Source organism: Aquabacterium humicola (genome assembly GCF_030167915.1).
GTDB classification, from domain to species: domain Bacteria; phylum Pseudomonadota; class Gammaproteobacteria; order Burkholderiales; family Burkholderiaceae_C; genus Pseudaquabacterium; species Pseudaquabacterium humicola.
Genome location: NZ_JARGNB010000001.1, coordinates 1,816,787 through 1,831,385 on the forward strand (window position 1 = coordinate 1,816,787; position 14,599 = coordinate 1,831,385).

At 71.8% G+C, this 14,599-nt stretch carries 14 protein-coding genes; 6 read left to right on the forward strand and 8 right to left on the reverse strand.

The annotated features are described in order from the left end of the window. Positions 1-53 precede the first annotated feature (53 nt). The 8 genes from P1K89_RS08115 to P1K89_RS08150 all read right to left on the reverse strand — a co-directional run bounded on the left by P1K89_RS08115 (position 54) and on the right by P1K89_RS08150 (position 8,748). Positions 54-1,202, reverse strand: coding sequence for a nucleotidyltransferase domain-containing protein (locus tag P1K89_RS08115; RefSeq protein ID WP_284615871.1), 1,149 nt, complete (start codon positions 1,200-1,202; stop codon positions 54-56). Next, on the reverse strand, positions 1,199-2,104 hold the full coding sequence (locus tag P1K89_RS08120) for an HprK-related kinase A (protein WP_284615872.1): 906 nt from the start codon (positions 2,102-2,104) through the stop codon (positions 1,199-1,201). Before P1K89_RS08120 ends, P1K89_RS08115 begins: the two co-directional genes overlap by 4 nt. Next, positions 2,098-2,349 carry an HPr-rel-A system PqqD family peptide chaperone gene (locus tag P1K89_RS08125; protein ID WP_284615873.1) on the reverse strand — a complete coding sequence of 84 codons (252 nt, stop codon included), beginning with the start codon at positions 2,347-2,349 and terminating at the stop codon, positions 2,098-2,100. Before P1K89_RS08125 ends, P1K89_RS08120 begins: the two co-directional genes overlap by 7 nt. 132 nt (positions 2,350-2,481) lie before the next feature. Then, on the reverse strand, positions 2,482-3,204 hold the full coding sequence (locus P1K89_RS08130; RefSeq protein WP_284615874.1) for a hypothetical protein: 723 nt from the start codon (positions 3,202-3,204) through the stop codon (positions 2,482-2,484). Between the two features lie 157 nt (positions 3,205-3,361). Continuing rightward, a complete protein-coding gene (locus tag P1K89_RS08135; protein ID WP_284615875.1) occupies positions 3,362-4,915 on the reverse strand; it encodes a polysaccharide lyase in 1,554 nt (517 codons plus the stop codon). 17 nt (positions 4,916-4,932) lie between these two features. Next, complete coding sequence (locus P1K89_RS08140; RefSeq protein ID WP_284615876.1) at positions 4,933-5,748, reverse strand: hypothetical protein; 816 nt, start codon at positions 5,746-5,748, stop codon at positions 4,933-4,935. A gap of 140 nt (positions 5,749-5,888) precedes the next feature. Beyond that, positions 5,889-7,124, reverse strand: a complete 1,236-nt coding sequence (locus P1K89_RS08145; protein ID WP_284615877.1) for a pyridoxal-dependent decarboxylase, exosortase A system-associated — start codon at positions 7,122-7,124, stop codon at positions 5,889-5,891. A 22-nt stretch (positions 7,125-7,146) separates the two neighbouring features. After that, on the reverse strand, positions 7,147-8,748 hold the full coding sequence (locus P1K89_RS08150) for an acyl-CoA ligase (AMP-forming), exosortase A system-associated (protein ID WP_284615878.1): 1,602 nt from the start codon (positions 8,746-8,748) through the stop codon (positions 7,147-7,149). A 204-nt stretch (positions 8,749-8,952) separates the two neighbouring features. On the opposite strand from P1K89_RS08150, the gene P1K89_RS08155 reads away from it, so the two are divergent. The 6 genes from P1K89_RS08155 to P1K89_RS08180 all read left to right on the forward strand — a co-directional run bounded on the left by P1K89_RS08155 (position 8,953) and on the right by P1K89_RS08180 (position 14,567). Next, the gene (locus P1K89_RS08155; RefSeq protein WP_284615879.1) at positions 8,953-9,204 is read left to right on the forward strand and encodes an acyl carrier protein; all 252 of its coding nucleotides are present in this window, start codon (positions 8,953-8,955) and stop codon (positions 9,202-9,204) included. Between the two features lie 163 nt (positions 9,205-9,367). Continuing rightward, on the forward strand, positions 9,368-10,213 hold the full coding sequence (locus tag P1K89_RS08160; RefSeq protein ID WP_284615880.1) for a hydrolase 2, exosortase A system-associated: 846 nt from the start codon (positions 9,368-9,370) through the stop codon (positions 10,211-10,213). Positions 10,214-10,224: 11 nt separating this feature from the next. Beyond that, a complete protein-coding gene (locus tag P1K89_RS08165; RefSeq protein WP_284615881.1) occupies positions 10,225-11,121 on the forward strand; it encodes a hydrolase 1, exosortase A system-associated in 897 nt (298 codons plus the stop codon). After that, positions 11,118-12,344 carry a glycosyltransferase gene (locus P1K89_RS08170; protein WP_284615882.1) on the forward strand — a complete coding sequence of 409 codons (1,227 nt, stop codon included), beginning with the start codon at positions 11,118-11,120 and terminating at the stop codon, positions 12,342-12,344. The genes P1K89_RS08165 and P1K89_RS08170 overlap by 4 nt, the downstream gene beginning before the upstream one ends. Then, on the forward strand, positions 12,341-13,063 hold the full coding sequence (locus tag P1K89_RS08175) for a GNAT family N-acetyltransferase (protein WP_284615883.1): 723 nt from the start codon (positions 12,341-12,343) through the stop codon (positions 13,061-13,063). The genes P1K89_RS08170 and P1K89_RS08175 overlap by 4 nt, the downstream gene beginning before the upstream one ends. Before the next feature lie 169 nt (positions 13,064-13,232). After that, on the forward strand, positions 13,233-14,567 hold the full coding sequence (locus P1K89_RS08180) for a nucleotide sugar dehydrogenase (RefSeq protein ID WP_284615884.1): 1,335 nt from the start codon (positions 13,233-13,235) through the stop codon (positions 14,565-14,567). Positions 14,568-14,599: the final 32 nt, after the last annotated feature.

Here is a 14,599-nt window from a genome sequence, read left to right on the forward strand (position 1 = left end):
CGAGAGGGCCACGGGCCGGCGGTGGACGTCGGCCAATGGTAGCGGGCCGGACCTCAGCGATCGGTCGCCGGGGCGTCATCGCCGACCGCGGCGGCGATGTCGGCCGGTTCGTCGCGGGCCGTCGTGCCGTCGTTCGCGAAGCGGCGCACCCAGGCCTTGCGGATCAGGTGCGGCAGCAGCAGGCTGAACGGCATGCGCAGCCAGTGGCTGCGCAGGTAGAGCAGCCACTCGGCGAAGGCCGCGCCGGGCTGCTGCGACGGCGGATGCGCGCGCGACAGCGCGCGGCGGAACAGCGCGTGCATCGCCGCGCCGCGCACGCCGGTGGCCGCATCGGCCAGCGGCAGGTCCGGCGGCTGCGGCGTGCCGAGCAGCTCGCCGCACAAGCCCAGCGCGTAGCCCAGCGGCTTCGAGAGGTTCAGCAGCCGCGCCCGCCCGGCCAGGTGCGGCCAGAAGCCGGCATCGGCCGCCGCGCCGCTGCGCAGCAGCGCATCGAGATCGACGAGGTCGCGCATCCCGTGCTGCCACTCCCCCTCGTGGAACAGGTGCGTCGCGCTGTGCAGCACCAGGTCCGCGGGCTCCAGCAGGTGGAAGCGCGGGAAGCCGGGCATCGGCCGCGCCGCGGCGAACAGCGGCTCGGGCGGCGTCTGCAGCCGCGCAGTGCGCGGCAGGATGCTGTGGTGCAGGTCGAGCACCGTGCCGCGCCGCACGTGCGTCATCGGCGGCAGCTCGTGCATCCAGTCCCGGTAATAACGCTGGTCGTACGCGTCATGGTGCGACGAGATCCAGCCGCCCAGCATCAGCGCGGCTTCGGCCGCGTCGATCTGCGCGCGCGGCACCATCAGGTCGATGTCCGAGAACAGGCGCCCGGCCGCCGGCGCCAGGTCGGCCGCCGCATAGGCCGCGCCCTTGAGCACGACGATCGGGCCGGGGATCTCGGCCAGCGTGCGCGACAGCAGCGTCAGCTCCCAGCGCACCGCGCGCTGCTGCTGCGTGGCGATCGTCAGGTGCGCCAGCATGCGCCGGCGCACCGGCGGCGGCAGCGTTTCGAGCAGGCCGACCGACCGCGCGAGGGCGCCCAGGCGCCCCATCAGGCCCGCGGCATCGGCCTGGCGCAGCACGCGGTCCCAGTCGGACTCGGCAAACGCACCCATCGTGCGCGGTTCGCGCAGCGCCTGCAGCAGCCGGGCGAAGGCCGCGTTCACGAGACCAGCCCTTCGAACGTGCGCAAGGCTTCGGGCAGTTGCGAGTAGCCGAAGTCCCAGCAATCGCAGCGGTCGACCAGCGCGGCCGTCAGGTCGAAGCCCAGGCGGCCGAGCAGGCTGTAGTTGAAGGCATGCGTCGCGACATGCATGAAGGCGTCGGCCTTGGAGCGCGGCGTCAGCACGGTGGGCGCGCCGGCCTGCCAGCGCGGGAACACGATGTGCGCGGGCTGCCCGCGCTCGGCGATGCGCGCGACGCTGTCGGCGCTCGGGCGCAGGTGGCACACGGTGCCCTTGTGCGTCTCGTCGGCCACCGTGCCGAAGACGGCGCCGGCATCGAAGGCGCGGATGACCTCGATCGAGCGGTTCTTCAGGCTCACCGGCCGCGCCAGCGGCCACAGCGCGCCGTCGTCGCGGTCGATCACAGTCAGCTCGTCGGACAGCAGGCGCCAGCCCGACAGCATCAGCGCCGCGGTCAGCGTGCTCTTGCCGGCCCCGGGGTCGCCGGGCAGGATCACGCAACGGCCATGGCGCTCCAGCACCGCGGCGTGCAGCAGCAGGTAGTGGTGGGCGTGCGCGGCGACGCACCAGTTCATGCCCCACTCGAGCATCGCGAACGCGTGGTCGTCCTGCAGGGGCTTGAACGGTGTCCAGCCGTCGAACCAGAAGTTGACCTGTGGCCGCCACCAGCGGCGCGCGCCGTCGACACGATCGACGCGGACGTGGAAATCGCGCAGGCCCGCGTCGTCGCCCACCGGAAAGTCGGCATACAGCGTGGCCAGGTTCTGCGCGACGCTGGCGAGCGGCGTCTGCACCCGGTAGCGGAACGGGCCGGTGGCCAGCGTGACGCCGCGGGCGAGACGCTCGCGGCATTCGTCCGGACCGAGCGCGCCCAGCGTCAGCATCGTTCGACGAGGCCCAGCCCGGCGAGCGCCGCGAGCGTGTCGTCGACCAGCGGCTCGTCGGCATCGAGCTCGGCGGCCAGCGCGGCGATGCTGCGGGTGCCCCGCGTCAGCAGCAGCAGCAGTTCGCCGGCCAGGTCCGACAGCCGATGCGTGTCGTTCGACAGGGCATGGTGGACGACGAACTCGCCGTCCCAGTGCCGCCACGCGAGGTCGGCGGTGGCATCGAGGCGCCAGAGCTGCTGCATGGGGGCGAAGTGTGCGTGATGCGGGCCGAGGTGCGGGGCCGAGGTGCGGGCCGAAGTGCGGGCGGCACCGCGGTCAAAAACAAACGGGCGCTGTGTCAGCGCCCGTCGTCGGCTGCGGCCGCGGCCGCGGCGTCATGCGCCGTAGAGGCTCTCGAAGTAGTTGCGCACCTGGTCGCGGTTCCACGAGACGCTGGGGTTCACCTGGTAGCTGCCGCCGAGGTAGACCGCATTGAACATCTCGATGATCTTGGCCTGCGTCAGCGGATAGTCATCCGGACCGTTGCCGCCGAAGGCCACCGCGTTCAGCAGGGAAGCGACCGTGGCGCGGCCGAGCGAGGCGATCACGGTGTCGTTGAGGCCGCCGCCGGTGTTGAGCACCTGCAGCATCGTCGCGTTCAACGTCAGGCTGCCGTAGCCGGACTCGGTCGCGTCGACGATGCGGCACATGTCGGTCGTCGGCTTCATCTTGAAGGCGCTGGCGAGCGTCTTGCCGCCGGACATGTAGCCGTTGAAGGCCGTGCCCGCGGTGCCGCCGGAGAAGCTGCAGGAATTGCTCGGCAGCGTGCCCTTCGTGAAGCCGGCGGGCCAGCTCTTGTTCTTCCAGTAACCCGGCGACTTGCCGAGCGTCTTGCAGTTCAGCGTGTTCTCGTGGTTGGACACGTTGCCCGACAGCTTGCCGGAGATCGTGCACCAGTAGCGGGTGGTCGTGCCGAGCACCGGCTGGCTGGCCAGCGAACCCAGCACCACCGGCGCGGCCATGCCGGCGCGCGCCCAGCGGCGCCGCGACGGATTCTGCAGCGGCGGCTCGGCCGGCTGCTGCGGCGCTGCCGCGTCGCGCTCGTTGTCGCCAAGCATGTTGTGACCTTTCTTTGCCGGATGTTCCCTCGCGAGAGATTCTAGGTGGCGCGTCCCGGCGAGACGGGACGCCTCGCCCCCCGATCTGAGGGGCGCCACCCCGCGAATCGTGGAGGAGTTGGCTGGGCTTTGTTTCAGCGCAGTGTCGGCGCCCGGCTCAGGGCGGGTTCGGGCTGCCGCCGCCGGCCATCGGCCCGATGTAGCGCCGGGCGACGACCACCTGGTCGACGTACAGCGTCATGTCCTGCGGCGCGGGCTGCTGCCCGCCGTGGTAGACGTTGAACCAGATCGTCTCGATCTTGAGGTCGGGACTCCGGCGAAACGCGACATCGGTTCGCCGGACGGCCAGGGCACCGTCGATCCAGGCTTCGTAGAGGCCGTCGGAGCGGCCCGGCTGGTTGAGCTTCAGGTGCTGTTCGATGCAGTACCAGCGGTTGTTGGCGAGCAGGCTCGAGGGCGCCAGGTTCCAGTCCCACAGGTCGCCGCCGGCAATGCCGGACAGGCCCGCGTGATAGACATAGCTGGCCAGCGCGGTGAGGCCGGCGACGGCCTGCGATTCGGCGGGACGCCGCGCGAAGCCGGTCCGCGCCGACCACCCGTTGTGCCCGTCCGTCGGCCGCATGCCCCAGCCGCCGCGTCCGTAGGTCCCGGCGATCCCCGGCAGCTTGCCGCCCTGCAACCACGGGTTCCAGTCGTTCGCGAAGCGGATGTAGTAGCGCAGGAAGATCTCTTCCGGCTCGGACGTGAAGTGGCGGCTGAAGTAGTAACGCAGGTCCAGGCCGAGATGGCTGCCCTTGGCGATGCGCACGCGCAGCGCGCGGCCGGCCAGCGGCACGAAACCGTTCGCGGGGTCATCGCCGATCGCAGCGGCACCGCCGCGCATCGGCAGATCGCGCCAGCGCAAAGGCCACAGCCAGCTGTCGAAACCCTCGGCGAACAGCACATCGGGTTCGTCGGCAATGCCTTCATCGGCCGGGTGGTTCGCGGCCAGGCCCTGGGGGTGCGATGGACCGGCGGTGCTGGTGACGAACGGCGGCGACGCGCGAAAGACATCCAGCGTCGAGAGGCCGCCCTGCTGCCGGTCGGACGTCAGGTACAGCGTCGCGCTGCTCAGCGCACGCGCCGCCTTGGGCAGCTCGAAGCGCAGGATGGCGCCGTACTGCGCGCCGACGCGCAGTTCGGGTCGCTGGCCGAGGCTGTAGACGGTGGAGCAGTCGAGGTAGGTGTCGGCGCTGGGGGCCAGGCGGTCGGTGCTGCCATCGGCCCATTTCAGCTTGAGGCTCGGGCGCGCCGAGGCGTCCGGGGATTCGCGGCTGTGGAAGATCACGGTGCCGCTGCCCGGCGCTTCACGCAGGCGGAGAAAGACGCCACTGTTCGGCTGCTTGCCCTCGATCCATTCGCGCGCCAGCGCGGTGACGTCCCATTCGACGAAAGGCCGTCCCTGCCCCGGCCGCACGACCTGGCTGGCGTAGGGCACCGGACCGCCGAGCGTGCCCTTCGCGTCCGCCCAGTCGCCGCCGCGGCGTTGCCAGCGCAGCTGGCCCATGGTCGTGAAGAACAGGCAGCTGGGGCCGGCCGCGTCGTCGCTGAGCTGGAAGCTCGGGGCATCGCTGGCCGAGGCCGCCGTCGCCAGCAGCGCACAGAGCGCGGCGACCGCGCCACGCAGGCGGGCCAGGGTCTGGGCAGCGGGAATCGGGCCGTGCGCGCTCATGCGCACGATTGTGGCGCTCAGCGCGCGACCGGCTCCGGGCCGCGACGCTCGGGCAGCGTCCGCCGCGGCTTGCCGCTGCGCCGTTCGGACGGCGCCGACGCCTCGCCCGAGCGCCGGTCGGATGCTTCGCGCCGCTCCGGCTTGGCGCGCTTCTGGTGGCTGTGCACGCTGCCGCGCGCGGCACGACGCCGAGCCACGTCGAAGCTGAGGATCAGCACGAGGCCCGCGACGCAGGCGTAGAACAGGTTCAACCGGTTGTCGCGCAGGAATTCGATGACCCAGGCCGGAATCAGGTGCTCCCGCGCCGGCCGTTCGGACCGCGAACGTTCGGCCAGTCCGGGGCCCGCTTCGGCAGGCGACTGCGCGGCCTGCCCGTCGACGGCGCGCTCGCCCATCAACTGGTACCACTCGCGCGCCTCGGAGACGAACGCGATCTGGCGCTCGGTCAGCAGGCCGACAAGGCCACCATCGAGCAAGGGCGCGGCCGGCGGCTCGTGCAGCGGCGAGCGGGCCACGCCCGACGCCGCCGCCTCGGGCGACTGGACCGGGCTGTCGCTGATGGCCGACTTCGCGGCTTCGTGCGCACGCGCGCCGCGCAGCAGGGCCAGCACCAGGCCGGCGGCATCGTCGGACAGGGTCATCTCTTGACCCTCGTCGGTCGGGGCATCGAGGCGCCCGCTCGCCTGCAGCCACCACGCGCTGCCACTGGTGGCGACCAGGCCCGCTGCGCTGCTGCCGTCCTCGGCCTCCTCGCGCGTCACCGGCCCCGCCAGCGCGGCCACGCAACCCAGCATCGAGACAGCAGCGGACAGCGCGTGGAGACAGCGGCGCATGGGCGATTCGGCACCAGGGGCAGGAGCCGCCCGGGACGCCGAGCGGTAACGCCGTGTATTCTGCCGAGCGGCCTCCGCCGCGTCGCCTGCCGCATCGCGCCCGCCACCCACCTGAGGGGGGCGGGTTGTCGCGAAGATGCCTAGACCAGCACCTCGACCACCCCCGGATGGCCGAGGAAACCCTGAGGGCTCGCGCTGGCGCCATAGGCACCGGACTGGAAGATCACCACCAGGTCGCCGACCTCGGCACAGGGCAGCGACATGCGCTCGGCCAGCAGGTCCATCGGCGTGCACAGCGGGCCGACGACCATCGTCGACTCGCTCGGCGCGTCCGGACGGCGATTACCAATCGTCACCGGATAGTTCTTGCGAATCACCTGACCGAAGTTTCCGGACGCCGCCAGGTGGTGGTTCAGGCCCCCGTCGGTGACCAGGAACACCTGCCCGCGCGAGACCTTGCGGTCGACCACGCGGGTGACGTATACGCCCGCCTCGCCGACGAAGTAACGCCCCAGCTCGATGACGATCGAGGCCTGCGGCATCTCCTGTCGCGCGCGCTCGGCGAGCGCGGCGAGGTTCTCGGCGATGGGCGCCAGGTCCAGGCGCTGCTCGCCGGGGAAGTACGGAATGCCGAAGCCGCCGCCCAGATTCAGGAAGCGCACCGGCTGGCGCGTGTGCTGCGCCAGGCGCAGCGCCAGCTCGTAGCTCTTGCGCTGCGCGTCGCAGATGGCCTCGGCGCGCAGGTTCTGCGAGCCGGCGAAGAGGTGGAAGCCCTCGAAGCCCAGGCCCAGTTCGTCGATGCGCGCCATCAACGCCGGCAGCGCCTCGGCATCGATGCCGAACTGCTTCGGCCCGCCGCCCATCTTCATGCCCGAGCCCTTGAGCTCGAAGTCCGGGTTGACGCGCAGCGCGATGCGCGCCGGCAGGCCGAGCTCGGCCGACAGCTTGGCCAGCAGCTCGACCTCGCGCGGCGATTCGACGTTGACCAGCACGCCGGCCGCCAGCGCCTGACGCAGCTCGACCTCGCGCTTGCCGGGACCGGCGAAGCTGATCTCGTGCGGGTCGGCGCCGGCGTCGAGCGCCACCTTCAGCTCGCCGGCCGAGGCGACGTCGATGCCGTCGACCAGCGTGGCCATCAGGCCGACCAGCGCCGGCATCGGATTGGCCTTCATCGCGTAGTGCAGCTTCACCGAGGCCGGCAACACCGCGCGCAGCTGGGCGGCGCGCTGGCGCAGCAAGCCGCGGTCGAAGGCATAGAAGGGCGTCTGGCCGACGCGTTCGGCCAGCTGCGACAGCGGCACGCCGCCGACGATCAGCTGGCCGTCGGCGGCGCGCGGAAACTGGTCCATCGGTGCATGCACCGGCGGCGTGTTCATCGTGGAATCCTCGAACGTGGAATCAGGTGGACTGCTGGCGGGCGACCCACTCGGTGGACAGCAGCTTGCGGTCGATCTTGCCGTTGGGGTTGCGCGGCAGCGGCCCGGCGACGACCTCGATGCCCGAGGGCACCATGTAGGCGGGCATGCGGGCGCGGCAGTCGGCCAGCAGCGCATCGACGTCGATCGCCTCGGCGCCGGCCGGCGGCGTCGCGATGACCTGGATCGCCTGGCCCAGCACCGGGTGGTCGACGCCGAAGGCCGCGCATTCACCGACCCGCTGGCTGGCGTAGAGGATTTCCTCGACCTCGGTCGGGCTCACGCGGTAGCCAGAGGTCTTCATCATCTCGTCGCGCCGGCCGATGAAGTACAGGAAACCTTCGGCATCCTGGCGCACGTTGTCACCGGAGAACACCGCGTATTCCGGCAGCTGCAGGCCCGACAGCCGGCCCGCAGTGCCCGGCGGCAGCAGCTTGTAGCGCTCGGCCGTCTTCTCGGGGTCGTTCCAGTAGCCCTGGCCGACCAGCGCGCCGCGGTGCACCAGCTCGCCCGGCTCGTTGGGCGCGCACGGGCTGCCGTCCTCGCGCAGCACCAGGATCTCGGCATTCGGGATCGCCTTGCCGATCGAATCCGGCCGGCGGTCGACCTCCTCGGGCGGCAGGTAGGTCGAGCGGAACGCCTCGGTCAGGCCGTACATCAGGAAGGGCTTGGCGCTCGGTGCGCGCGCGCGCAGCTTGTCGAGCGTCTCGCGCGGCATGCGGCCGCCGGTGTTCGCGAAGTAGCGCAGGTGCGCATCGATCGCCGCCGGCCACTCCAGCTGCGTCAGCTGGATGTACAGCGGCGGCACCGCGGTGAGGCCGGTGACCCGCTCGCGTTCCATCGCCTTCAGCACGTCGCGCGGCATCAGGTAGTTCAGCAGCACGATGCGCGCGCCGGCATGGAAGCCGGTGGTCAGCTGGCTGAAGCCGGCGTCGAAGGACAGCGGCAGCGCGGCCAGCAGCGTGTCGGCGGCGCGGTTCTCGAGGTAGGTGGCGACGCTCTTCGCGCCGATCACCATGTTCCGGTGCGACAGCACGACGCCCTTGGGCTTGCCGGTCGAGCCGGAGGTGTAGAGGATCGACGTGATGTCGCTGTCGATCACGCGGTGCAGCGCCTGCCGCGGCGCGGCCAGCAGGTCGGCCCACAGCGTCGCGGGACGCGAGGCGGGACCCGCCGGGGCCTCCGTGGTCACCACGTGCTGCAGCGCCGGGCAGTGCGCCAGGTGTTCGTTCAGCAGCATCAGCCGGTCGGGCGAAGTGACCAGCAGCCGCACGTCGCAGTCGCGCAGGATGAAGGCCACCTGCTCGGGCTTGAGCAGCGGATTCACCGGCACGAAGACGCAGCCGGCGGCGGGCGTCCCGAAGCTGGCGATCACCGTCTCGAAGCGCTTCTCGAGGTAGATGGCCACCCGTTCGCCGCGCTCGAGGCCCAGCCCGACGATGCCGGACGCGAAGGCCTCGATGCGCGCGGCCAGCGTGCCGTAGTCGAGCGTCTCGGCGCCGTAGGTCAGCGCGGGCGCGGCGGCATCGCGGTCGGCGGCGCGCAGCGCCAGTTCATGCAGCAGCGAAGAATCGGGATGGGCCATGGACTGGACGGGCTTTGCGTCTGGAGGGCGACCAAAAAGTATGTCATAGGCCCTCTGCGCGGCAGGGCGTGCGGCACGGACGTGAAACCACAAGCCGCCGCCGGGCGAGAACTTGCGCACGCCCGGCGCACGGCCGTCGTATCGATGCTGTCAACCGCGCCACCTAGAATCGCGCCCCAATCGGATCTGCAGGGACAAGAGGTTATGAACATCGAGAAGGAACTCGTCGGCGTACTCGACGAGGTGCTGAGCCTGGACGGCCGCGCCGCCGGCTTCACCGCCGCCACGCCGCTGCTGGGCGCGATTCCGGAGCTCGACTCGATGGCCGTGGTCTCGCTGATCACCGCGCTGGAAGAGCGCTTCGACATGGTCGTCAACGACGATGACATCGACGGCAGCGTATTCGCCACGCTCGGTTCGCTGACGGAGTTCGTGCGCGGCAAGCTCGCGGCCTGAGTGAACCCCCACGTCGCTTCGCTCCTGCCCCCCGAGGGGGGTGAGCCCGGACGAGGACAGTCCGGTGGCCTGTTCTCGCCTGGCGAACGACTGGTCCGCAAGGACCAGCGCGGCCTGCAAGGCTCAGCCGCCTTGGGGCGGCCCGGCGGCTGCTGAGGGCGCCGTGGAGGCGCTGTACCTGACCGGAGCGTCGAGCCCGCCGCTGTTCGCGCTGCACCATCCGGCACGGTCCCCGGCACCGGCCGCCCTGCGCGGCGCGGTGCTGTACCTGCATCCGTTCGCGGAAGAGATGAACAAGGTGCGCCGCATGGCGGCGCTGCAGGCGCGTGCGCTGGCCACGGCCGGCTTCGCGGTGCTGCAGCCCGACCTGCGCGGCTGCGGCGACAGCGACGGTGAGTTCGACGACGCGAGCTGGTCCGGCTGGCTCGACGACGCCGCCGCCGCCGCCCACTGGCTGCGCGAACGCCACCCGGACACGCCGCTGTGGCTGTGGGGCGCCCGCGCCGGCTGCCTGCTGGCGACGGCGCTCGCCGATCGGCTCGACATCGCCGCCAACCTGCTGTGCTGGGCGCCGGTCGCGAGCGGGCGGCCGCATCTGCAGCAGTTCCTGCGCATCAAGCTCGCCGGGGCGCTGATGGACGGCGGCCAGGCCGCGGCGGCCGGCGGTCTCGCCGACATGAAGCGCACGCTCGACGGCGGCGGCACGGTCGACGTCGCCGGCTACGGCCTGCCCGCCGCGGTGGCGAAAGGCCTCGACGCGGCGAAGCTGACCGTGCCGCCGAAGCCGGCGCACATCGTCTGGCTCGACGTGTCCAGCCGCGCCGAGCCGACGCTGGCGCCGGCCGCCGAACGATTCCTCGACGACTGCCGCGCCGCCGGCCACCAGGTCGACAGCCGCATCGTCGCCGGTCCGGCGTTCTGGCAGACCACCGAGATCGAAGAGGCGCCGGCCCTGCTGGAGGCCACCACCGAGCTGCTGTGCGCGAGCGCCGCGGCGCTCGCCGCCTGAGCCGCGCGACGATGGACAGCGCCCACGTCTTCCACTGCGCCGGCGAGCCGCTCGTCGGCGTGCTGAGCGCCCCCGCGACGCTCGCCGGCAAGCCGGCCGAGACCGCGCTGCTGGTGATCGTCGGCGGACCGCAGTACCGCGTCGGCAGCCACCGCCAGTTCGTGCAGCTCGCGCGCCGCGTCGCCGCGGACGGCCACCCGGTGCTGCGCTTCGACGTGCGCGGCATGGGCGACGCCGGCGGCGACCTGCGCAACTTCGAGGCCATCGGCGACGACATCGGCGCGGCGATCGACTTCCTGTTCGCCACACTGCCGGGCCTGAAGCGGGTCGCGCTGTGGGGCCTGTGCGATGGTGCGTCGGCGGCGCTGATGTACTGCCACGACCGGCGCGATGCGCGGGTCGCGGCGCTGTGCCTGCTGAACCCCTGGGTGCGATCGGCGCAGACGCTCGCGCGCACCCAGGTGAAGCACTACTACCTGCAGCGGCTGATGCAGCCGGGCTTCTGGCGCAAGCTGCTGCGCGGCGGCGTCGCCTGGGGCGCGGTCAGCGGCCTCTTGGCGAACCTGCGCGCGGCGCGCGGCGGCGGCGCGCCCGCGGCCGCGGCCGCGCAGCTGCCGTACCAGCAGCGCATGGCCGCAGCCTGGCGCGACACGTCGAAGCCGCTGCTGCTGATCCTCAGCGGCGACGACTACACCGCGAAGGAATTCGTCGAGGCCACGCGCAGCGACGCCGCATGGCGCGGCGCGTTCGAACGCGCCGGGCTCGAGCGCCACACGCTGGACGGCGCCGACCACACCTTCTCCGACCCCGCGGCCCAGCGCGCGGTGGAACGACTGACCTCCGACTGGCTGCATGCGCTGGACCGTGCACGCAACGGCAAGCCCGCCCGGGAGGCGACGACGGCATGAAGAAGCTGCTGATGGTCGCCTTCCACTTCCCGCCGCTGGCGGGCTCCAGCGGCATCCAGCGCACGCTGCGCTTCGTGCAGCACCTGCCGCGCCACGGCTGGCAGCCGCTGGTGCTGAGCGCGCATCCCCGCGCCTACGAACGCACGGCCGACGACCTGCTGCGCGAGGTGCCGCCGGACACCGTCGTGCGCCGCGCGTGGGCGCTCGACACCGCGCGCCACCTGTCCATCGGCGGCCGCTACATCGGCGCGATGGCGCGGCCCGACCGCTGGGTCAGCTGGCGCTTCGATGCCGTGCGCGTCGGGCTGGAGATGATCCGGGCGCATCGGCCGGACGCGATCTGGAGCACCCACCCGATCGCCACCGCGCACCTCATCGGCGCGGCGCTGCATCGCAAGACCGGCCTGCCCTGGATCGCCGACTTCCGCGATCCGATGGCGCAGGAGGGCTACCCGAGCGACCCGAAGACCTGGCAGGCGTACAAGCGGATCGAGGACATGGCGCTCGGCAACGCCTCTATGTGCACGTTCACGACGCCCAGCGCGGTGCGCAGCTACCAGGCCCTGTACCCGCAGGCCGCCGCGCGCATCCACCTGCTGGAGAACGGCTACGACGAAGAAGCGTTCGCCGCCGCGGCGCGCCGGCCCGAGCCGGCGGCCGCGAACGGCTCGCCGCGGGTGCTGCTTCACAGCGGCATCGTCTATCCGGGCGACAGGGACCCCTCCCAGCTGATCGCCGCGCTGCGGCTGCTGCACGACAGCGGCCGGATCCGGCCCGGCACGCTGGTCGTGCGCTTCCGTGCCGCGGTGCACGACGACCTGCTGCGCGACATGGCGCGGCAACACGGGGTCGAGCCCTACATCGAGATCGCCCCGCCGGTCGGCTATGGCGACGCGCTGGCCGAGATGATGCGCGTGGACGGCCTGCTCGTCCTGCAGGCGTCGAGCTGCAACGAGCAGGTGCCGGCCAAGCTCTACGAGTACCTGCGCGCCGGCCGCCCGATCCTCGGCCTCACCGACCCGGCCGGCGACACCGCCGGCGTGATGCGCGAGGCCGGCATCGCGCAGCTGGCCCGGCTCGACTCGGCGCCGGAGATCGCCGCGTTGCTCGAACACTGCCTCGACGGCGGCCGCAATACGCTGCTGCCGACGGCCGCCGCGGTGAGCGCGGCTTCCCGCGAGGGCCGCGCGCGGCAGCTGGCCGGGTGGCTGGACACGCTATGAGCAGCCCCGCCGACAGCGACCAGTCCGCCGGCTGGGCGGCACGGCTGCGTGCGCTGCGCGCCAAGCTCGGCACGACCGACGCCGTGCTGTACCTCGTCGACCGGGCGCTGCGCGCGGCCAGCGGCGGCCGCGCCTGGCTGGTGCGCTACCGCATCGTCGCGCAGCCGATCGGCCGCGCCGGCGCACCGCGGCTGCGCCCCGACCCGTCGACCGAACTGGCGCTGGCCGCGCCCGACAGCCCGCTGCTGCGCCACTTCCCGCGCCCGGCCCCGGTGATCCAGCGGCGCTTCGACAGCGGCGGCCACTGCATGAGCGCGGTCGTCAAGGGCGACTTTGCCGGCTACATCTGGTGGCAGCACGAGCGCTACGAGGAAGACGAAGTGCGCTGCAGCTTCGTGCTGGCATCACCCGGCACCTGCGTCTGGGACTACGACGTCTACGTCGAACCGCGCTACCGCCTGGGCCGCACGATGGCGCGCCTGTGGCAGGCGGTGGACGACCATCTCGCTGCGCAGGGCATCGCCTGGACCCTCAGCCGCATCGCGACCTTCAACCCCGCTTCGCTGGCGGCGCATGCGCGGCTGGGCACCGAGACCTGCGCCACGGCCAGCTTCCTCGTGCTGGGGCCGGTGCAGCTGGCATTCCTCGGCCAGGCGCCCTTCGTGCACCTGTCCTGGCACGACGGCCAGCGGCCGCAACTTCGCCTCGGACCGCCGTGATCCAATTCCTTGTGACGCCCCCGCGGCGCTTCCATACTCCGGCCGGGCTGGTATGCCCGCCTTCCGGGCTCGCATGTCTGCCCTTCGGGGGGGTGCGCCCGGCCTGCGGGCCCGTGCGTCCGCCGTCCACGGCGGGCGCGCTGCCCGTCGTCCTCATCCAGGGAACTCCATGAAAATCAGCATCTTCGGACTCGGCTACGTCGGCGCGGTGTCGCTGGCCTGCCTCTCGCGCGACGGCCACGAGGTCGTGGGTGTCGACATCGATCGCAGCAAGCTCGAGCTGATCATGGCCGGCAAGACGCCGGTGGTCGAAGAAGGCATGGTCGAGCTGATGCAGCAGGTGGCCGCCAGCGGCCGCGTGCGCGTGACGACCGATGCCGAGCAGGCGGTCGCCGAGACCGAGATCTCGCTGGTCTGCGTCGGCACGCCGTCGGCGGCCAACGGCAGCCAGGACCAGGGCGCGATCCTGAAGCTGGCCGAAAGCATCGGCCGCGCTATCGGGGCAAAGGGGGCCAAGGCCGAGCCGCACGTCGTCGTCTTCCGCTCGACGCTGGTGCCCGGCACCGTCGAGGACGTGCTGCGCCCGATCATCGAGAAGCTCTCCGGCAAGAAGGACGGCGTCGATTTCCACCTCTGCTTCCAGCCCGAGTTCCTGCGCGAAGGGTCGTCGATCCGCGACTACGACAAGCCGCCGTTCACCGTCGTCGGCGCGAACCATGCGTTCCCGGCCGAGAAGCTGAAGGCGCTGTTCGGCCACCTGCCCTGCAAGTTCCTCGAGACCTCGGTGCGTTCGGCCGAGATGATGAAGTACTGCTGCAACAACTTCCATGCGCTGAAGATCACCTTCGCCAACGAGACCGCGCGCCTGTGCGCTGCGCTCGGCGTCGATCCCTTCGAGGTGATGGACCTGGTGTGCCAGGACACTCAGCTGAACATCTCGAAGGCCTACCTGAAGCCCGGTTTCGCCTTCGGCGGCTCCTGCCTGCCGAAGGACCTGCGCGCGACCGCCTACCTGGCCAAGCAGCGCGACGTCGAGGTGCCGATGCTGGCGGCGATCCTCGATTCGAACGAGGCGCATCTCGGCCTGGCCTTCGATGCGGTGATGGCGTCGGGCAAGCGCCGGATCGGCTTCGTCGGCCTGTCGTTCAAGACCGGCACCGACGACCTGCGCGAGAGCCCGCTGGTGACCCTGGCCGAGCAGCTGATCGGCAAGGGCCTGCAGCTGTCGGTCTACGACCCCGAGGTGCACCTGGCGCAGCTGCTGGGTGCGAACCGGCGTTATGTCGAGACGCACCTGCCGCACATCGGCCAGCTGCTGAAGGCCGACCTCGCGGCGGTGATCGCCGAGTCGGACGTGCTGGTGGTCGGCCTCAACGACGCGCGCGTGTTCGACGCGCTGGCGGCGCACTGCCGTCCCGAGCAGCAGCTGATCGACCTGGTCAAGCTGCCGAACCGCGACGCGATCGAGGCGCGCGGCGCCCGGGTCGCCGGCCTGTGCTGGTGACGTGAGCGCCGCCCGGCCGCCCGAAGGGGCTC